Here is a 17522-nt window from a genome sequence, read left to right as displayed (position 1 = left end):
GTCCAACCGCGTCAGACACCACAACAAGGAGACAAGACATGAACGCACTCGATCCGACGTGCGGGGGACCGGCTTCGCCGCTTCGCCGCCAACTGCTCGCCGCCGTGCCGGCCGCCGCCCTCGCTTCCCTGGCCCCGGCCGCCGCCTGGGCGCAGGCCGACTACCCCAACCGGCCCCTGCGCGTGATCGTGCCGCAACCGCCCGGTGGTGGCTTCGACTTCGTGGGCCGCGCGCTCGCCGACCGCCTCGCCCAGCCGCTCGGCCAGCCCGTGGTGGTGGAGAACCGCACCGGCTCGGGCACCGTGGTGGGCACCGACGCCGCCGCCAAGGCCGCGCCCGACGGCTACACCCTGCTCACCGGCTCGGTGTCGAACATGGTCCTGAACATGGGCCTGTACAAGAACCTCTCGTACGACAGCCTCAAGGACTTCGAACCCGTGGGCCTGGCCGTGAGCTACAGCTACACGCTGCTCGGCCGCAACAGCCTGCCGTTCAACAACCTGGCCGGCCTGGTGGCCTACGCCAAGGCCAACCCCGGCAAGCTCACCTACGCCTCGGCCGGCAACGGCTCGGGCCAGCACGTCATCGCCGCCGCGCTCTGGAGCCTGGCGGGCGTGGACATCGTGCACGTGCCCTACCGGGGCGCGCAGCCGGCGTACGCCGACCTGCTCGGCGACCGCGTGGACCTGTTCTTCGACCTCACGCCCACCACCCGCGCGCACGTGGACACCGGCAAGCTCAAGGCCATCGCGGTCTCCAGCGCCGAACGCAACCCCATGCAGCCCACGGTGCAGACCATCAACGAGTCCGGCACCGTCAAGCTGGAGCTGGAATCGTGGTTCGGTTACTTCGCGCCCAGCAGGACCCCGCCCGAGGTGCTGGCGCGGCTGCGCACCGAACTGGCGAAAATCATCGCCACGCCCGAGCTTCAGGAAACCTTCCGCAAGGCGGGCGGTTCGCCCATGAAAATCAGCGTGGCCGACACCAAGACCATGCTGGCACGGGACGTGCAGCGCTGGACCGGCCTCATCAGGGCCGCCAACATCAGTTTGGACTGAGTTTTCCTTCTTCTACTTTCTGCCTCACACCATGACCCTCGACGCGTTAGCCCTCGACCAGATCTTCCTCAAGGCGCGCACCGCCAACACCTTCCTCGACAAGCCCGTGCCCGACGAGCTGCTCAAGCAGGTGTACGACATTGCCCGCATGGGGCCGACCTCGATGAACACGCAGCCGGCGCGCTACGTGTTCCTCAAGACGCCCGAGGCGCGCGCGCGCCTGCTGCCCGCGCTCTCGCCGGGCAACCTCGACAAGACGCGCGTGGCACCGGTCACGGTCATCGTGTGTGCCGACACCCGCTTCCACGAGTTCATGCCCCAGGTGTGGCACCGTGAAGGCGCGAAGGAAAACTTCGAGAGCAACCCCGCGCTGAGCGAAGCCACGGCCACCCGCAACAGCACGCTGGGCGGGGCGTACTTCATCATCGCGGCGCGCGCGCTGGGTCTGGACTGCGGACCCATGAGCGGCGTGGACCTGGCCAAGGTGAACGCCGAGTTCTTCCCCGACGGGCGCTGGCGCGCGAACTTCCTGATCAACCTCGGGTACGGGGATGGCAAGGTGTTCGACCGCAATGCTCGCTTGAGTTTCGAGCAGGCTTGTCAGGTGCTTTGAGCGCGGCGGTCGTCGCGCACGGGATCAATGCGCCCGCAGTGTCATGCTGAAAAATCCGACGACCGCTGCATTGAAGCGGGCATGAAACTCGACCCGATCGAAACCTGGAGCGCTGGTGCAAATGGGGGGTGCGATCGACGCCAGCGCGCTGCTGCACGGTGCCAGGAAGTCAAAGTGTCCGGCCTTGGGGACAAGGTGGTACTCCGGTGCCTGCGGCAATGCGAGCCGCACCGCTTCGGCGTAGCGCGGATGTGGAAGGATGGCATCGTCCTCGGCGCGCCAGAGCTGCACGGGGACCTTGACGTTCTTGAGCCCATCGGGTGCGAAGCTGAAGCCGAGCGCTGGTGCGGCCACCACTGCGGCCTTGATCCGAGGGTCCGCCGCGTTGGCGATGGCGGACGCGGCGGGCGGGGTGACGTTGCTGCCGCCGTTTTTCGCCAGGAGCTGGCATGCAAAGTCGCCGGGGTATTGGCGGCACACCGGTTCGATCTTTGAAAAGTCGGGCACCCCACCGATGTTCGCGAGCGTGGTGAAGCCGCCGGCGGAGAAGCCAAACATGCCGACGCGCGCCGGGTCGATCGCCGCACGACCATCCCAGCTCGCCAGCATGTGATCGATCACCCGGCTGATCTGTCGGGGCCGGTCCATGATGTCGACGGCGCGACTCTGATCCGCGTAGTTGTCGCCCGTGTGCGTGACGGCCGCCACCACGAAGCCGGCGTCGGCCAGCGCCATGGCCGTATCGAAGTGCCCGAGAAACGAGCCGCCAGTGCCATGCGAGATCAACACCAGCGGCAGTGCCTTGCCTTGCACCGGCCCTTTGACGGCCACGCTCATCGTTGTCGGGCCCATCGCCACGGGCAGGACCGCGGCCGAACTCGGGTACCAGATGCCGATTTCGAGTGGCTTGCCGTCCGGGTCCGCGGCGAATCCATGCTGAAAACCGGCGGCGTGGGCGCAGGCACCGGTCAGCGCCAGGGTGAGGACCACGGAGAACCGTTTTGTGTTGAGCGTTTTCATGTGGCGCGAGCCTCGGTTGGAATGACGTTCGCGATTATCTGGACGGGGCGTCCACGGGTCTCGCGTCTTGCGACGAAGTGCGGATTCTCTTCGCCAAACACCCTCGGTGCTGCGCCAGCGGAACCAGCGCAGTCCATCAGGTGCGCATGTCCAGCCCTCGTCAGGCCTCGAACACCTCTCCCTGCTTCTGCATCCAGTCCACCGGCATCGAATTCGTTCCCCAGTGGTGCAGCCGCCCGGCGGCCTCGCCCAGGTTCCAGAGGTGCCGCAGCTGCAGGAACAGCGGCAATGCCGCCAGGTCCGCCTCGCTCACCTCGCCGCCGCCTTCGCGGTAGCCGCGCAGGTAGTGCGTCCAGCGCTCGCGCAGGGTGTCGTCGGGCTCCTTGAGGTTTTTGCGGACCATGTGCGACCAGGGCAGCACGCTCAGGTCGTAGGCCAGGAAGCCGGGGCCGGCATCGTCGAAGTCGAAGAACACCGTCTTGCGGGTGCCGGCCGCGTCGGTGTGCACGTGGTTGTTGAAACCGTGCGTGTCGCCGTGGCAGACGACGCGCGTGAGCCCGCCTTCGGCGGCGGCCAGCTCGTCCAGCAGGCGGTGCACCACCTGGCTGTAGGTTTCGAGCAAACCGGCGTCCAGGTCCGGGTAGGCCTGCAGGTAGCCCAGGGTTCGGCCGGCGAGGTGGTGGCCGTCCAGCGTATAGCGGCTGGGCGGGCCTGCGTATTCGCGAGCCACCCCGTGGATGTGGGCCAGCGTGCGGCCGGTCAGCTCGATGTCTTCCAGTGTGTCGGGGACGGTGCCTTCGGCATGGCGGAACAGCGCCAGCGCGCGCGGCCCTTCCGGGAACTGAAGCGGGATGTGCGTTTGCCCGTCCGCCGTGAGCATCGGCGCGGCCACGCCCACGCCTTGGGCGTTCAGGTGCATGAGCAGCGAGGCTTCGAATTCGACGTTGAAGTCGCCGCGCGGGCGGATGGAATAGAGGCGCGCCACGCAGCGGCTGCCGTCGGTGGACCGCAGGGCGTAGTTGTCGTTCAGGCCCCGGCGGATCAGGTGGCATTGCCGCACCTCCAGCCCGTGGTGCCGCGCCACCCAGCGCGCGATGGAGGAGGGGGCTGTGGTCGTGTGGGTGGGGATCAGGTCGGGATCGTGGGCCATGGCGCATTGTCTGCGCGGGGCGGCGCCTCGCAAAGCACCCGTCGCTGCACGATGAAGCAGAATGCAAGGCGCCAGAGCAGTCAGCACTTCACCAGCTTGCCGATGCGGGAGAACACCCCATGAAAACACCAGCGATCCTGTTTTTCCTTGCACTTTCGTTGCCGCTCACCGCAACGGCTTGCCCGATTGGTATGCAGTTCAACGGGAATGGCTGCAGTCCGCCGTACCAATACAGCATGGACGACTGGATCCGTCAGCAAAGAGACTACGTGGATTCCCTCGGGCCGAAGGGGCCTCCCGCTCAAGGCCTCACGCTGGAGGAAAGCCGCGCCTTGCAAAAAGGACTGGCGGAGCAGGAAAAAGAGCAACAGGAAAAACGGCGGGCGCATGCCAAAGGCCTATGGCATGTGGAGACGAAAGCCACGCCCGAGGGCAACCTGTGCGCGGCGGTGTTTTCCAAATACAAGCTCGACGAAGGTGGCGTCGTGACCATCGTGGGGTTCCAGAAGCCCAAGACCGATGCATGGCTGATTTTTCAGGGTGCAGGGCTGCCCAAACCCCAGAAAGTCGAGAAATTGAGAATCACCCTTCAGCAAGACGACGAACCTGCCCAGACCCTTCAGGTATTCAATTACAGGGAGTCCAGGGAGGTGGGCACGGTGATGTTCGCTGTGCCCGGGCTGGCTGCGGCGCTCGATGGCATGCGCGATCAACAGAGCTTCAAACTGTCGTTGGATGGGAAAACGCTGATGGGCATTCAATGGACGGGCGGCGCGGCGGTGATTGAGAAACTCAGGCAGTGCGCGAAGTGATTCCGATGGCAGTGGTTGGTCGGCGACAGGCTTTTTTAGGCCGTTCCTGCGGGGCAACGATGGCTCTTTTCTGCCATAAGCAGGCATTCGTGGAGAACGTTTATGGGGTGGTTTTGGATCGTGCTCGGCGCTTCCCTCCCATGGGTTGGATGGGATGCTCTCGGGTCACTTGTCACTCGCCAGTTGACGAGACGTGAAGTGGCGGAGAGGGTGTTCGGACCGGGTGCTCCAGATCTGTCCGAGCAGGCGGAGCACTACGCTAGAACCCGAGCGCTGATTCAAGGCTCATCGCTCGCGCAACTGATGGCGATTGTTTTCTGTATCGCCGGTTTGGCTGCCATCGTCTTCGGCATTGCGCTGTTGCTCGAATGAAACCGAACACGCTCGTCCGCTGTGGCAGGCATGTCCTGGAAACGGAGGCCGCAGGGCGCAATCGGCGTGCCTGTGTCAGGGCGCTGCAGCGGCCTTGAGCGGGGAGGACGCCATGAACTGGGTGGCGATGCGTTCGGCCAGCAGGTTCAAGGCGCCGCGGTAGACCGCGTCGACACGCTCGGGCTCGCCCATCAAGACCTCGAACGAGGGGATGTTCGCGGTGTCGGGGGCCATGATCGCCCAGTCCTTGTTGGGTCGGGCATCCACCCCGTAGTAGATCGTGGTGCTGAACGGGTTTTCGGCACCGCTGCGCAGAAAGGAGTGCGCGTCGACGTTGACCTTGGGCGCGAAGCCCATGGTCCCCATGTCGGAGAAGAAGCCCATGGTGTCGAACTGCAGTTGCATGCCGATGTCTTCATCGAACACCAGGGCTTCGAGGTCCACCCCATCCGGGTCGGCCGGGTCGCGGTGTTCAGGCTCGATCAGCCGAACCTGGTAGCCCGCCGCGCGCAGCCGGTCGGCCACCAGCTTGCTGAGGTAGGCCCCGTAAGCGGGCTGGCGAGACTTCGTGAGGGCGGTGAAAGCGCGGGTCTTGTCGCGTGAGTCGGCCCATGCGCCCGCAGAGGCTATCGGGAAGATGAAGACGGCGGCTGTGCGGCTGGTGAGCGTGTACTCGATGGGATCGGCAGCGGGAACGAGGGCGACGCTGCGCACCGGAAAGGTGTCGGCCGCGCGGGCCACGAAGGAGGTGGCGAAAAGGGCCGCGATCAGCAGGGCACGAAGCAGGCGCATGGTAGAGAAGGGGTAGAAAGGAGAAAGGTTCTCCGGGGTGTGGCCGATGGCGGCCATTCTATGCAGGCGGCCTGTGTTCGAAGGAGTCTTGCGTTGCTGCGCAGGCGTATGTCCTGGTCTGCGGCCCGGAAGAAAGGGCTTGCTGCGGACCGCTCGTCGAACGTCCAGTTGCAGCTGATCTGACAATGAAACAGTCCGCTGCACCTGCGGGGATTGGCATAAAGTCTTTTCCGCTCACGAAAAAGGTGAGCCGGGTGTGAGAACCTGTATATCCACGGCAGAGGCCGTAAATACCGACAAGGAATGCGGCCTCTGTCGATCCAGACCGATGTTTTTTTGGCGGCCTGGACGGGAGGCCGCGAGGCCTACCGGTTTTCCGTGGATCCCGGTTCTCACCCCGTTCAGGCCGCCGCCCTTATCCAGGGCGGCGGCTGTTCACCAACGAACAGGGAAGCCACCACATGCCCCGGCTGCAGCACAAGCAACAGAGACTCGCCGTCTTGTTTGACGCGGAAAACGTCTCCTACACACTCACCCGTCCCATCCTGCTGCGCGCCGCGAGTTATGGCGTGCTGGCGGTCAAGCGCGCGTATGCGGACTGGTCCCGGCCGGGCATGAGCCGCTGCAAGAACGTGCTGCTGCACAACGCGATCGAGCCGGTGCAACTCTTTCCCTACGCCATGGGCAAGAACGCCGCCGACATCGTGCTCAGCCTGGACGCGATGTCGCTGGCGAACACGGGCCAGTTCGACGGGGTGTGCCTCGCGTCGTCGGACAGCGACCTCACACCACTGGCCTTCTGCCTGCGGCGCGAGGGTCTGCGCGTTTACGGCTTTGGCGCGCGCCAGACGCCGCGGGCCTTCGTGGCGGCGTGCAACAGCTTCATCTACACGGAGTCGATCGCCATCGCGGCCTGAGCCTGCCCGCTCGTTCGTTCGTTCGTTGATTCAGGCCGCGCGCCGGGCCATCAGGGCCCACACGCCCGCCGCCGTCAGCAGCGAGCCGCCCGCGAGGTGAAAGCGCCGCTGCGCGCGCGGCGAGGTGAGCACCCGGCGCGCCGAGGCCGCGAACACGGCGTACAGCGTGGCGTTGAGCGTGCGCCAGCACCACGAAGGTGATCGCCAGCACCCACAGCTGCGGGGCCACCGGCACCGAGGGGCTGATGAACTGGGGCAGGAAGGCCACGAAGAACACGATGCCTTTGGGGTTGAGCGCGGTCACCAGGTAGGTGTTGGCGAACAGGCGCCAGCGCGATTGCGGCGCGGGTGGGGCGGCCAGTTCGGTGGACGAGATGCCCGCGCGCAGCAGCTTGACGCCCAGGTAGATGAGGTACAGGCCGCCGGCCCATTTGATGAGGGTGAACCAGAAGGCCGAGGTGGCGAGCAGCGCGCCCAGGCCGAGCAGCGAGACCGCCAGCGCGGTGGAGTCGCCCAGCGCCACGGCCGCCACCAGCGGCACGTTGGCGCGCCGGCCGTGGGCCATGGAGTAGCTGATGACGGTGAGGATGGTCGGGCCGGGAATGATCAGCATGACGGCCGATGCGGCGACGAAGGCGAGCCAGAGTTCGATGGGCATGGAAGCGTTCCGGTTGGTCCGAGCGTGGTTTAGCCGAGGGTGGTGTCGCTCTGGGCGTGGGCGTCGCCCATGTAGAGCTTGAGGATGGGGCCTTCGCCGTCGTGTTCCCACACGCGGCCACGGATGAGGAATTGCCGGCCACCCAGGCGGACCAGGTCGCCCTGGGCCGGTTGCACCGAGTGGCCTTGCCAGAAGGCGGGCACGGTGATGGGGGTGCGGCGGATCCAGGCCTGGTCTTCCGCGCTGAACACCAGGACCGTGCGCAAGCTCGATGGGCTCATGGGTGTCTCCTTGGGCTGGCTGGCTTTGGGGGGCCGATGAACGGGAGCTTAGCGCAAGCGGGCGGGCCGGGGTGAGCAAAAAAGACATGGTTTCCCCACACAAGACGGCCCCGGGGGCGTCGATACAGCAGACATCTGTCCACACATTCAAGGTATCCGCCATGCGCGTCAACTCTCCCGTTACCCAGCGTGAATACGAGTTCCCCGACAATGCCACGCTGATGTCGACCACCGACACCCAGAGCCACATCACCTACGCCAACGCAGCGTTCGTGGACGTGAGCGGTTTCACGCTGGAGGAGATCCAGCGCCAGCCGCACAACCTGGTGCGGCACCCGGACATGCCCAAGGAGGCGTTCGCCGACATGTGGGCCACGCTCAAGGGCGGTGAGCCCTGGACGGCCCTGGTGAAGAACCGCCGCAAGAACGGTGACCATTACTGGGTGCGGGCCAACGCCACGCCGGTGATCCGCAACGGCCAGACCGTGGGCTACATGTCGGTGCGCACCAAGGCCAGCCGCGAAGAGATTGCCGGCGCCGAGCGGCTCTACGCCGACATGCGCGAGGGCCGCGCCCGCCACCTGAAGCTGCACAAGGGCCTGCTGCTGCGCACCGGGCTGATGGGGCTGACGACCGTGTTCAAGACCATGGGCGTGCGCAGCCGCATCCGCCTGCCGCTGGCGGTGTTGCTGGCCGCTCTTGCTGGCGGCGCCTGGGCGCTGGGGCTGCATGGCATGGAGTGGGCGCAGTTCGCCGGCCTGTCCGCCGTGGGCGTGGGCCTGGCGGGCTGGTTCCTCGAATCACAGCTGGCCGGCCCGCTGGAGTACCTGCGCGAGCAGGCCCTGCGCGTGCGCACGGGCGACACCCACAAGGTGGCGCATATGGACCGGGTGGACGAAATCGGCATGACCATGCGCACCATCAGCCAGCTGGGCCTGATGTTCCGCTGGTTGATCGACGACGTGAGCCAGCAGGTGCTGACGGTGCAGACGGCGGTGACGGAGATCGCCCAGGGCAACAACGACCTGAGCCAGCGCACCGAGCAGGCGGCGTCCAGCCTGCAGCAGACGGCGGCGTCCATGGAGCAGATGACCGCCACCGTGCGCCAGAACGCCGAGACCTCCAGCCAGGCCAACCAGCTCTCGGGCACGGCCAGCGACGCGGCTTCGCGCGGCGGCCATGCGGTGTCCCAGGTGGTGCACACCATGAGCGAGATCACCGAGAGCTCGCGCAAGATCAGCGACATCATCGGCGTGATCGACGGCATCGCCTTCCAGACCAACATCCTGGCGTTGAACGCGGCGGTGGAAGCCGCTCGGGCCGGTGAGCAGGGTCGGGGCTTCGCGGTGGTGGCCGGTGAGGTGCGCAGCCTGGCGCAGCGCAGCGCCGAGGCGGCCAAGGAAATCAAGCAGCTGATCGGCGCCAGCGCGGGCAAGGTGGAGGCCGGCACGCGACTGGTGGACGACGCGGGCAAGACGATGGACGAGATCGTGCAGCAGGTGCAGCGCGTGTCGGACCTCATCAGCGAGATCAGCGCGGCCACGATCGAGCAGAGCGGCGGCATCCAGCAGGTGAGCCAGGCCGTGGGCCACCTCGACCAGGTGACGCAGCAGAACTCGGCCCTGGTGGAGCAGGGTGCCGCCGCCTCACAAAGCCTGCAGCAGCAGACGAAGCGGCTGGTGGAGGCGGTGAGCGTGTTCCGCTGAAACCGGCGCCGTCATGCCTCCTCGACCCGCGTGGTGATGCGCAGGCCGGTGGCGGCTTCATCAAAGTCCTCCAGGGACAGCAGGCCGGTGCACGGCCGGGCGCCGCTCGGCAAGGGCTCGCCGGCCGCCAGTTTCTTCACCAGGGCCCAGGCCGCGAGGGTGGGCACATAGGGCCCGTGGCCCTCGGTAGCGATCAGTTCCCAGGTGCGCGCGATGGGTTGGTCGCGGTGGTCCACCCCTTTGGCCCGCACGTGCATGGCCCCGGCATCGCTGCCCCAGGTCTTGAACAGGTCCGCCGCGCGGGTGAGCAGCCTGGCGTGGGCCGACCAGTCGCGCACCAGGCCCAGGCGCCGGGCCAGCGCCATGAGGTTCATGCCCCGGTGCAGGAAGGCCAGTTCCAGGCCCGCGCCGAACCGCACCGTGGGTGCGCCCGGGTAGCGCGCGGGGAGGAGGCTCAGGTCGGGCACCTCACAGGGTGAGAGCAGCCGCGCCCCGACCGGTGCGCCATACCGATGGCGGTACGACCGCCCCCAGCCGAGTTCGCTGCGGCCGTCGGCGTGCGCGATGGTTTGCCCGCAATAGCTCAGGATGCCTTGCACGGTGGAGAGCCCACGCTCGGTGCGGTTGCCCGGGCTGATGCCGATGTCGATGGAGCGCACCAGCGCCATGCCTCGGCTGAGGTGGTCCGCGGCCGCAGCCGACAGCGCGGGGACGGAGCTGGCGCCGCTGAGCACCAGCACACCGGCCGCTTTGGCCGAGGCGTCCAGGGCGCCGATGCCGGCGACGAAGTCACGGCCGTCGGCCAGATCGATGTAGTGCGTGCCGTGGCGGATGCAGGTCTCGGCCACGTGGTGGTTCTGGCCCTGGAAGGGGCCCGAGGTGTGCACCACCACATCCGGGGTCCACTGCGCCAGGGTCTGTTCGAGAGAGGGGGTATGGACGTCCAGCGCCGCGGCATGAAGCTCCGCGGCGGCGGAGGCCTGGAGCGTTTGAACCAGGGCTTGCGCGGAGGCCGCGTGCCGGCCAGCGACCACGATGCTCAGGCCTTCAAGCCGCGCCAGGCGCTCGACGAGGCGGCTGCCGAAGAAGCCGTATCCCCCTGTCACCAACACCCGGTAGCCGCTGTGCATACCGGAGTCTAGTGCGGGCGCAGGTTCAGTGGGCCGGGGGCGCGAGCACCAGGTGGCGTTGCACCCACCAGCCGATGGCGCGGGGCAGTTCGGACCAGTGCCAGGTGCTGGGCTGGCACTGCACGCAGTTGGCGCCGGGGTCGTCGAAGCTCAACACGTCGAAGTCGGTGTGGGCGAGCGCGAGTTCGCGGCTGAGCATGCAGCCGCTGGCGCGGTCGATGCGGGCGTCCAGGACTGCCAGGGCCGGGGGCGATTGCTGCGCGCGCCGCAGGGCGGCGACGGGGTCAACCGTCCAGTAGATCTGGGTGCTGCGCACCCAGTCGCCGACGAGGCCCCGCACCGTGTCCAGGTATTCGCCACGCGGGCAGACCACCAGCACCTGCAGGGGCTGGGTGTCGAGCGGCGCGGGGAGGGAAACGGTCATCTCAGGCTCCTGTCGGCTGGACGCGAGAAGCCGCGCCGCCATGCAGAGACTGTGCAGCGCATCGGGGGCGCGTGCCTGCGGGGAAAACTGGACGGTGCGGGGCGGAATCACCCGCAAGCCCAGGGCGCCTGTGCGAAAGTCCTCAGTCGTCTTCGGCGCTGATCAGGCCTTCGCGGATGGCCAGGCGCACGAGCGCGGGCAGGTCGCTCACGCCGAGCTTGGCCATGAGCCGGCTGCGGTAGGACTCGACCGTCTTGGGCGAGAGGTGCAGCTGTTCGCCGATGGCCACGCTGGTCAGGCCGCGCACCACGAGCAGGATGACCTGCTGTTCGCGCGCCGAGAGCGATTCGATGCTGCTGGGCGGGGCGTCGCCCATGAGCCCTTCGACCGCCAGTTCGGCCACGCCGATGCCCAGGTACTTGCGGCCCTCGCTCACCGCCGCCACCGCGTCGATCACGTCCCGCGAAGGCGAGCCCTTGAGCACGTAGCCGAAGGCGCCCAGGCGCATCGCTTCGGCCACGTGCCTGGGCTGGGCCGACATGGTCAGCAGGATGGTGCGGGTGCTGAGTTTGCGCCGCTGCAGCTGTTCGAGCAGTTCGAAGCCGGAGCGGTGGGACAGGTGCAGGTCGAGCAGCAGCACGGTGGGCACCAGGCGCACGATGTCCGCGAGCGCGGGGGTGGGCTGATCCGATTCGCCGACCACGTGGTGCCCGGCGCCTTCGAGCACCGCGCGCAGGCCGTCCCTCATCATCGCGTGGTCGTCTACCAGGTATATGTCGCTCATGGCAGTCTCAAGGTGGCGCAATCAGGGTCTTGCGGGTGACGGTTCTCCGGGGGGGATGGCCGGTGGGGTTCCCCCAGGTGAGAGAGATGACGGTGCCGCCTTTGGGCAGGCCCTTGGCTTCCATGCGCGCACCGATGGCCAGCGCGCGTTCGCGCATGCCCACGATGCCGAGGTGCCCGGGCCGGCCAGCGGCCATCTTGGGCGTCAGGCCTTTGCCATCGTCGGTCACCTGAAGGTGCAACCACTCGGCTTCGCCATCGACACGCACCACCACCTGGCTCGCGTTGGCGTGCATCACGGCGTTGGCGCAGGGCTTCCCGGGCCACCATGAAGGCGGCGTATTCCACGTCGGCGGGCCAGCGCACGTCGCTTGCGGTGGGCGAGATTTTCAGCAGCAGCGCCACCGGCTCGGCATCGGGGGTGCGCGTGTGCACCTCGTTTTCCAGCGCCGCCTGCAGGCCGAGTTCATCCAGCAGCGGTGGACGCAGCTCCACCAGCACCTGGCGCACCTCGGTGTTGGCGGTGTCGATCATGTTGCCCAGCTTGAAGGCGCGCTCTTTGGCCTTGTCGGGCAGGCCGAGCGGGATCATGCCCGTGAGCGCGTCGAACGACAGCCGGATCGCGCCCAGCGTCTGTCCGAGCTGGTCGTGCAGGATCTGGGCCAGCCGGCGCGTGGTCTGTTTTTCCTGATGCAGCAGGCGGCGCGTGAGTTCGGAGAGCTCGAGCTGGTACTGCGCCACGGCGCGCTCGGCGCGCACGCGCTCGGTCACGTCGCGCAGGATGGCGGTGAGCACCTTGTTGCCGCGCACGGTGATCTGCGAGATCGAGGCTTCGAGATTCAGCGTCTGGCCGTCGGCCCGCAGGCCGGTCACGCGCCCCACACCCATGGGGCGTGTGGTGGTGTGGGATTCCGCAAAACGCTGCAGGTGGCCGAGGTGCTGGGCGCGTTGCATCTCCGGCAGCAGGACGTCCAGTGGCTGCCCGATCATGCTGCTCTCGGGGTGGCCGAAGATGCGGGCGGCGGCGGGGTTGAAGAGGCTGATGCGCCCCTGCAGATCCACGCTGATCACCGCATCGCTCGCGGAGTTGATCACCGCGCTCAGCACCTCGCCCTGTTCGCGCAGGTGCTGCTCGGACTGGCTGTAAGGCCGCGCCAGGTGGCGCGAGATCGCGAAACCGGCCAGGCCCAGCAGCAGCGTGGTGATGCCGCCCCAGGTCAGCAGGCTGCGCTCGAGCTGGCGCACGGGCTCGACCGCGGCGCTCAGCGGCTGGTAGCCGACCACCTGCCATGGGGTGCGCAGTTCCGAGTCCCGGGGCTGAATGGCGACGTGCGAGAGGAGGTAGTGCCTGCCTTTGTCGTCCTGCACGGTGTGGGCGTCTTCTTCAGGGCCGGTCAGCAGAACGTTCCATTCGCTGTCGGTCACCGTCGGCCGCTCCCCGATCAGCACGCGCCCGTCGGCGTCGACCAGGGCCAGGTTCAGGGACCGGCGGACCTCTGGCGGCCCCAGCACCTGCTGGCGCAACTGGTCGAAGAAGCGGGCGTCGAGGTGCGCGGCGATCACCCCACGGGTCAGCCCCTGGGTGTCGTAGACGGGCATGGCGATGTCGGCGAGCTCTTCCGGCACCTGCAGACCCCGTTTGCTCAGGGGGTCGCGCAGCGCCACCGGCGGATGCAGGCTGCCGAACCACAGGCCGTCCCGGCCGTTGGTGAACACCCCGCGATGGGCGATCGAAGTGCCTTCGAGCAGGCGATCGCTGCGCCACTTCCACTTCGCCGTGCTCATTGGTCACACCGATCCACACGTAGCTGTTGGTGCTGATCTTCAGGCGCTGTATCTGATCGCGCCAGGTGTCGGTGTGGATGTCGGCCCGGGCCATTTCGCCGAGCAGCTGGAGTTCGACGGTGCGGCGGGCCAGCGAGCGCGAAATCTGGTCCGCGTACAGCTGGGCGGATTGCTCGACACGGGTGCCCGCGCGCTGTTCCAGTTCCTTGGCCACGATGATCTCGGCCAGCAGCAGCGAGAGAACCAGCAACACCAAGGCCACCACCGCGGGCAGCAGCGGCAGTATCCAGGTCAGAACTCGGTCGCGGGGTGCAGCGGTCGTCAAGGGGCTCCCTCTTCTTTTGGGTGGCGCCCTGCCAGCGTATCAGAGCTTGCGAGGTCTTTCGTGTGAAATATCACTCGACAACGGGCCTGTCCGTGGCGAATATGACTTCACTTGCACGAGGCCCTTCATGCGCATCCCCTTGTTGATCATTGGCGCTGTTCTGTGGCACACAGATTTGCATGCGCAGGTGGTCGAGCGGGTGGTTGGGGTGGCGGCAACTCCCTGGTGCGATCTCGCGCCCTGTTTGCGCAGCAGGGCGTGACGGTCGCGGTGGTGGACGCGCCTTCGGAGAAGCAGCGCCCTCCGTACCTGAGCGGGTTTCGCCAGCTAGCTGACCATGTGGTCGATGTTCAGGCCGTCATCGCCTGGTCGCGCCCCAGGAGCCGGACGCAGAGCCACCACGGCTTCAACGGCATCGAGGCCGAGGTGGTGGGCCAGACGGTGGCGTGGATGCTGGCGAAATAGAGGCGGTCCGTCACCGCGGTTTCAAGGGGATGGGCTACATTGCGGGCGGTTGCTTCACCCCAGTTCCCATGCCCGAACCCGCCACCCCCGAACCCCCCGCCGCCGTCGGCTTTGGCGAGGCCCTGCGCTTCTGGCTCAAGCTGGGTTTCATCAGCTTCGGCGGGCCGGCCGGGCAGATCGCGATCATGCACACCGAGCTGGTGGAGCGCCGCCGCTGGATCAGCGAACGCCGCTTCCTGCACGCGCTGAACTACTGCATGCTGCTGCCCGGCCCCGAGGCGCAGCAGCTCGCCACCTACATCGGCTGGCTGATGCACCGCACCTGGGGCGGCATCGTGGCCGGCGCGCTGTTCGTGCTGCCCTCCCTGTTCATCCTGATCGGCCTGTCCTGGGTGTACCTGCGCTTTGGCGACGTGCCGGTGGTGGCGGGCATTTTCTACGGCATCAAGCCGGCCGTGACGGCGCTGGTGTTGCACGCGGCGCACCGCATCGGCACGCGCGCGTTGCGCAACCCCTGGATGTGGGGCATCGCCGCCGCCGCCTTCGTGGCGCATCTTCGGGTTCGACACACCGTTCCCCGCCATCGTGCTGGCCGCCGGCCTGATCGGCCACTTCGGCGCGCGGCGTTGGCCCCAGGTCTTCGCGCTGGGCGGTGGCGATGGTGCCCAGGCGGCGGGCCATGGGCCGGCCTTGATCGACGACCACACGCCCACGCCGGCGCACGCGCGTTTCTCGAAACGCCATCTGGCGAACGTCCTGGGCGCGGGGCTGGCGCTGTGGCTGCTGGGCATGGCCGCGCTGGTTGCGCACGCAGGGTTGGGAGGGCACGCTGGCCCGGATGGCCTGGTTCTTCACCAAGGCGGCGCTGCTCACCTTTGGCGGGGCCTACGCGGTGCTGCCCTACGTGTACCAGGGCGCGGTGGACACGCACCAGTGGCTCACCGGCGCTCAGATGATCGACGGCCTGGCGCTGGGCGAGACCACGCCCGGCCCGCTCATCATGGTGGTGGCCTTCGTGGGGTTTGTCGGTGGATGGACAAAGTCCGTGCTGGGGCCGGACGCGCTGTTCCTCGGCGCGGCGCTCGCGGCGACGGTGGTGACCTTCTTCACCTTCCTGCCGTCGTTCGTGTTCATCCTGGCGGGTGGCCCGCTGGTGGAGGCCACGCACGGCAGGCTGGGCTTCACCGCGCCGCTCTCGGCCATCACCGCCGCCGTGGTGGGGGTGATCCTCAACCTCGCGCTGTTCTTCGCGTACCACGTGTGGTGGCCCAAGGGCTTCGGCGGGCCGTTCGACCTTGCTTCGGCGGTCATCACGCTGCTGGCGCTGGTGGCGCTGTTCCGCCTCAAGTGGGGCGTGATGCCGCTGCTGGGGGTGTGCGCCTTGGCCGGGCTGGCGCTGACCCTGCTGCGCTAGTCAGGCCGTTGCTGCCGCCTTGAGGCCGAGTTTCTTGACCATGGCCTCGCGCAGCAGGAACTTCTGGATCTTGCCGGTGATGGTCATGGGGAAGGCGTCGACGAACTCGATGTAGGCCGGCACCTTGTAGTGGGCGATCTGGCCGCGCGCGAAGTCCTGCAGTTCCTGCACCGTGGCCTTCTCGCCGGCCTTGAGCACCACGCAGGCACAGAGCACCTCGCCAAAGCGCGGGTCGGGCACGCCGACCACCTGCACGTCCTGCACCTTGGGGTGGCGGTAGTAGAACTCCTCGATCTCGCGCGGGTACACGTTCTCGCCGCCGCGGATCACCATGTCTTTCAGGCGGCCGACGATGTTGACGTAGCCCTCGGCGTCCATGGTGGCGAGGTCGCCGGTGTGCATCCAGCCCTCGGGGTCGATCGCTTCGCGGGTTTTTTCGGCGTCGTCCCAGTAGCCCTGCATCACCGAGTAGCCGCGCGTGCAGAGTTCGCCCACCAGGCCGCGCGCCACGGCGCGGTTGTCGGTGTCGACGATCTGCACCTCCAGGTGGGGCTGTACCCGTCCCACGGTGGACACGCGGCGGTCCACCGGGTCGTCCACCGCGCTCTGGGTGGAGACCGGGGAGGTTTCCGTCATGCCGTAGGCGATGGTGACTTCGCGCATGTTCATCAGCGATTGCACGCGCTTCATGACCTCGATGGGGCAGGGCGAGCCGGCCATGATGCCGGTGCGCAGGCTGGAGAGGTTGGTGGCGCCGAACTGCGGGTGGTCGAGCACGGCGATGAACATGGTGGGCACGCCATAGAGCGCGGTGCAGCGCTCGGCCTGCACGGCCTGCAGCACGGCGGCGGGGTCGAAGGCCTCGGAGGGGTAGACCATGGCGCAGCCGTGCGTGACGCAGGCGAGGTTGCCCATGACCATGCCGAAGCAGTGGTACAGCGGCACGGGGATGCACAGGCGGTCTTCCGGCGTGAGGCGGATGGCCTCGCCGACGAAGAAGCCGTTGTTCAGGATGTTGCGGTGGGTCAGCGTGGCACCTTTGGGGAAGCCAGTGGTGCCCGAGGTGAACTGGATGTTGATCGGGTCGGTGGGCGCGAGCCGGGGGCCGATGGCCGCGAGTTGCTCGCGCTGGGCGTCGCCGGCTTTCGCGGGCAGGTCGTCGAAATTGAGCATGCCCGCGGTTTTTTCCTGGCCGAGCCGGATCGCCCAGCGCAGGTGCGGCAGGGCCTGGGCATGGAGCTGGCCGGGGGCGGCGGCGTCGAGCTCGGGGGCGAGGCTGCGCAGGATCTCGATGTAGTTGCTGGTCTTGAGCGCGGGCGCGAGCACCAGGGCCTTGCACGAGACCTTGTTGAGCGCGTAGGCCAGTTCGCTGGCGCGGTAGGCGGGGTTGATGTTGACCAGGATCAGGCCGGCGCGCGCGGTGGCGAACTGCATCAGCGTCCATTCGGCGCAGTTGGGTGCCCAGATGCCCACGCGGTCGCCGGGTTGCAGGTCCAGCGCGAGCAGGCCGGCGGCCACGGCGTCGCTGCGTTGCAGCAGCTCGCGCCAGCTCCAGCGCACGTTCTGGTGCGGGATCACCAGGGCTTCGCGCTCGCCCCACTGGTGGGCGGCGCGGGCCAGCGCCTCGCCGATGGTGATGTCGTGCAGGGCCGGGCTCTGCGGGCCCTGGGCGTAGGAAGAGGTGGGGGCGGATGCTGGGTTCATGTCGGTCTCGGCGGTGCGGGGGTGCAAAGGTTCGCCGGCCATCATGAACGCCCGCCGCGCCGCCCGCACGCCCGGGATTTCCCTGACGCCATGTGTTCCATTCCAGTACGATG

At 67.7% G+C, this 17522-nt stretch carries 17 protein-coding genes and 3 pseudogenes; 9 read left to right on the top strand and 11 right to left on the bottom strand.

Features of this window, described 5'->3' with window-relative positions; translation table 11 throughout:
* The first annotated feature begins 38 nt into the window (after nucleotides 1-38).
* Complete coding sequence (locus tag ACFJGX_RS19730; protein WP_382324303.1) at nucleotides 39-1058, top strand: Bug family tripartite tricarboxylate transporter substrate binding protein; 1020 nt, start codon at nucleotides 39-41, stop codon at nucleotides 1056-1058.
* Between the two features lie 31 nt (nucleotides 1059-1089).
* Nucleotides 1090-1671 carry a malonic semialdehyde reductase gene (locus ACFJGX_RS19725; RefSeq protein WP_382158590.1) on the top strand — a complete coding sequence of 194 codons (582 nt, stop codon included), beginning with the start codon at nucleotides 1090-1092 and terminating at the stop codon, nucleotides 1669-1671.
* A 24-nt stretch (nucleotides 1672-1695) separates the two neighbouring features.
* On the opposite strand, the gene ACFJGX_RS19720 is transcribed toward ACFJGX_RS19725, so the two are convergent.
* Together ACFJGX_RS19720 and ACFJGX_RS19715 are read right to left on the bottom strand one after the other, a co-directional pair.
* On the bottom strand, nucleotides 1696-2691 hold the full coding sequence (locus tag ACFJGX_RS19720) for an alpha/beta hydrolase family protein (protein ID WP_382324305.1): 996 nt from the start codon (nucleotides 2689-2691) through the stop codon (nucleotides 1696-1698).
* A gap of 160 nt (nucleotides 2692-2851) precedes the next feature.
* Nucleotides 2852-3841: a phosphotransferase enzyme family protein gene (locus ACFJGX_RS19715; protein ID WP_382324307.1), complete on the bottom strand. Its 990-nt coding sequence runs from the start codon at nucleotides 3839-3841 to the stop codon at nucleotides 2852-2854.
* A gap of 119 nt (nucleotides 3842-3960) precedes the next feature.
* Here ACFJGX_RS19715 and ACFJGX_RS19710 point away from each other — a divergent pair, with 119 nt between their 5' ends.
* Nucleotides 3961-4653, top strand: coding sequence for a hypothetical protein (locus ACFJGX_RS19710; protein WP_382324309.1), 693 nt, complete (start codon nucleotides 3961-3963; stop codon nucleotides 4651-4653).
* Between the two features lie 198 nt (nucleotides 4654-4851).
* Nucleotides 4852-5025, top strand: coding sequence for a hypothetical protein (locus ACFJGX_RS19705; protein ID WP_382324311.1), 174 nt, complete (start codon nucleotides 4852-4854; stop codon nucleotides 5023-5025).
* Nucleotides 5026-5100: 75 nt separating this feature from the next.
* Here ACFJGX_RS19705 and ACFJGX_RS19700 read toward each other — a convergent pair whose 3' ends face one another.
* Nucleotides 5101-5874, bottom strand: coding sequence for a hypothetical protein (locus ACFJGX_RS19700; protein ID WP_382324313.1), 774 nt, complete (start codon nucleotides 5872-5874; stop codon nucleotides 5101-5103).
* A 443-nt stretch (nucleotides 5875-6317) separates the two neighbouring features.
* Between ACFJGX_RS19700 and ACFJGX_RS19695 the strand changes: the two genes are divergently transcribed.
* Nucleotides 6318-6734: an NYN domain-containing protein gene (locus tag ACFJGX_RS19695; RefSeq protein ID WP_382324315.1), complete on the top strand. Its 417-nt coding sequence runs from the start codon at nucleotides 6318-6320 to the stop codon at nucleotides 6732-6734.
* Between the two features lie 30 nt (nucleotides 6735-6764).
* Here ACFJGX_RS19695 and ACFJGX_RS19690 read toward each other — a convergent pair.
* Together ACFJGX_RS19690 and ACFJGX_RS19685 are read right to left on the bottom strand one after the other, a co-directional pair.
* A pseudogene (locus tag ACFJGX_RS19690) lies at nucleotides 6765-7392 on the bottom strand (LysE family translocator).
* Between the two features lie 29 nt (nucleotides 7393-7421).
* Nucleotides 7422-7673 (bottom strand): hypothetical protein, encoded by a 252-nt coding sequence (locus ACFJGX_RS19685; protein ID WP_382324316.1) that lies wholly within the window; start codon nucleotides 7671-7673, stop codon nucleotides 7422-7424.
* A 161-nt stretch (nucleotides 7674-7834) separates the two neighbouring features.
* Here ACFJGX_RS19685 and ACFJGX_RS19680 point away from each other — a divergent pair, with 161 nt between their 5' ends.
* Nucleotides 7835-9379: a methyl-accepting chemotaxis protein gene (locus ACFJGX_RS19680; RefSeq protein ID WP_382326841.1), complete on the top strand. Its 1545-nt coding sequence runs from the start codon at nucleotides 7835-7837 to the stop codon at nucleotides 9377-9379.
* An 11-nt stretch (nucleotides 9380-9390) separates the two neighbouring features.
* Here the strand turns inward: ACFJGX_RS19680 and ACFJGX_RS19675 are convergent, their stop codons facing one another.
* The 5 genes and pseudogenes from ACFJGX_RS19675 to ACFJGX_RS19655 all read right to left on the bottom strand — a co-directional run.
* Nucleotides 9391-10509: a saccharopine dehydrogenase NADP-binding domain-containing protein gene (locus tag ACFJGX_RS19675; RefSeq protein ID WP_382326839.1), complete on the bottom strand. Its 1119-nt coding sequence runs from the start codon at nucleotides 10507-10509 to the stop codon at nucleotides 9391-9393.
* 25 nt (nucleotides 10510-10534) lie between these two features.
* On the bottom strand, nucleotides 10535-10933 hold the full coding sequence (locus tag ACFJGX_RS19670) for a hypothetical protein (protein ID WP_382324320.1): 399 nt from the start codon (nucleotides 10931-10933) through the stop codon (nucleotides 10535-10537).
* A gap of 142 nt (nucleotides 10934-11075) precedes the next feature.
* A complete protein-coding gene (locus ACFJGX_RS19665) occupies nucleotides 11076-11717 on the bottom strand; it encodes a response regulator (protein WP_382158573.1) in 642 nt (213 codons plus the stop codon).
* Between the two features lie 7 nt (nucleotides 11718-11724).
* Nucleotides 11725-12012 carry a hypothetical protein gene (locus tag ACFJGX_RS19660; protein ID WP_382328753.1) on the bottom strand — a complete coding sequence of 96 codons (288 nt, stop codon included), beginning with the start codon at nucleotides 12010-12012 and terminating at the stop codon, nucleotides 11725-11727.
* A gap of 190 nt (nucleotides 12013-12202) precedes the next feature.
* Nucleotides 12203-13315 (bottom strand): annotated as a pseudogene (locus ACFJGX_RS19655) (PAS domain S-box protein); the annotation flags it as partial.
* Nucleotides 13316-13493: 178 nt separating this feature from the next.
* On the opposite strand from ACFJGX_RS19655, the gene ACFJGX_RS19650 reads away from it, so the two are divergent.
* The 3 genes and pseudogenes from ACFJGX_RS19650 to chrA all read left to right on the top strand — a co-directional run bounded on the left by ACFJGX_RS19650 (nucleotide 13494) and on the right by chrA (nucleotide 15705).
* Nucleotides 13494-13892, top strand: a complete 399-nt coding sequence (locus tag ACFJGX_RS19650) for a hypothetical protein (RefSeq protein WP_382326837.1) — start codon at nucleotides 13494-13496, stop codon at nucleotides 13890-13892.
* A 159-nt stretch (nucleotides 13893-14051) separates the two neighbouring features.
* The gene (locus ACFJGX_RS19645; protein ID WP_382326835.1) at nucleotides 14052-14291 is read left to right on the top strand and encodes a hypothetical protein; all 240 of its coding nucleotides are present in this window, start codon (nucleotides 14052-14054) and stop codon (nucleotides 14289-14291) included.
* Nucleotides 14292-14359: 68 nt separating this feature from the next.
* Nucleotides 14360-15705, top strand: a pseudogene (gene chrA / locus ACFJGX_RS19640) (chromate efflux transporter).
* Here chrA and ACFJGX_RS19635 read toward each other — a convergent pair.
* Nucleotides 15706-17409 (bottom strand): AMP-binding protein, encoded by a 1704-nt coding sequence (locus ACFJGX_RS19635; protein WP_382326833.1) that lies wholly within the window; start codon nucleotides 17407-17409, stop codon nucleotides 15706-15708.
* Nucleotides 17410-17522: the final 113 nt, after the last annotated feature.

The sequence above is a fragment of the Hydrogenophaga sp. UC242_50 genome (assembly GCF_042697355.1).
Taxonomy (GTDB): Bacteria; Pseudomonadota; Gammaproteobacteria; order Burkholderiales; family Burkholderiaceae_C; genus Hydrogenophaga.
The sequence above is the reverse complement of the archived record's forward strand: the minus strand, read 5'-3'. Positions and strand labels throughout refer to the sequence as shown.

Excerpts from the sequence above, each read along its gene's own strand:
- ACFJGX_RS19730 (WP_382324303.1), top strand. The coding sequence starts at position 39 with ATGAACGCACTCGATCCGACGTGCGGGGGACCGGCTTCGCCGCTTCGC.
- ACFJGX_RS19725 (WP_382158590.1), top strand. The coding sequence starts at position 1,090 with ATGACCCTCGACGCGTTAGCCCTCGACCAGATCTTCCTCAAGGCGCGC.
- ACFJGX_RS19720 (WP_382324305.1), bottom strand. The coding sequence starts at position 2,691 with ATGAAAACGCTCAACACAAAACGGTTCTCCGTGGTCCTCACCCTGGCG.
- ACFJGX_RS19715 (WP_382324307.1), bottom strand. The coding sequence starts at position 3,841 with ATGGCCCACGATCCCGACCTGATCCCCACCCACACGACCACAGCCCCC.
- ACFJGX_RS19710 (WP_382324309.1), top strand. The coding sequence starts at position 3,961 with ATGAAAACACCAGCGATCCTGTTTTTCCTTGCACTTTCGTTGCCGCTC.
- ACFJGX_RS19700 (WP_382324313.1), bottom strand. The coding sequence starts at position 5,874 with ATGGCCGCCATCGGCCACACCCCGGAGAACCTTTCTCCTTTCTACCCC.
- ACFJGX_RS19685 (WP_382324316.1), bottom strand. The coding sequence starts at position 7,673 with ATGAGCCCATCGAGCTTGCGCACGGTCCTGGTGTTCAGCGCGGAAGAC.
- ACFJGX_RS19680 (WP_382326841.1), top strand. The coding sequence starts at position 7,835 with ATGCGCGTCAACTCTCCCGTTACCCAGCGTGAATACGAGTTCCCCGAC.
- ACFJGX_RS19675 (WP_382326839.1), bottom strand. The coding sequence starts at position 10,509 with ATGCACAGCGGCTACCGGGTGTTGGTGACAGGGGGATACGGCTTCTTC.
- ACFJGX_RS19670 (WP_382324320.1), bottom strand. The coding sequence starts at position 10,933 with ATGACCGTTTCCCTCCCCGCGCCGCTCGACACCCAGCCCCTGCAGGTG.
- ACFJGX_RS19665 (WP_382158573.1), bottom strand. The coding sequence starts at position 11,717 with ATGAGCGACATATACCTGGTAGACGACCACGCGATGATGAGGGACGGC.
- ACFJGX_RS19660 (WP_382328753.1), bottom strand. The coding sequence starts at position 12,012 with ATGCACGCCAACGCGAGCCAGGTGGTGGTGCGTGTCGATGGCGAAGCC.
- ACFJGX_RS19635 (WP_382326833.1), bottom strand. The coding sequence starts at position 17,409 with ATGAACCCAGCATCCGCCCCCACCTCTTCCTACGCCCAGGGCCCGCAG.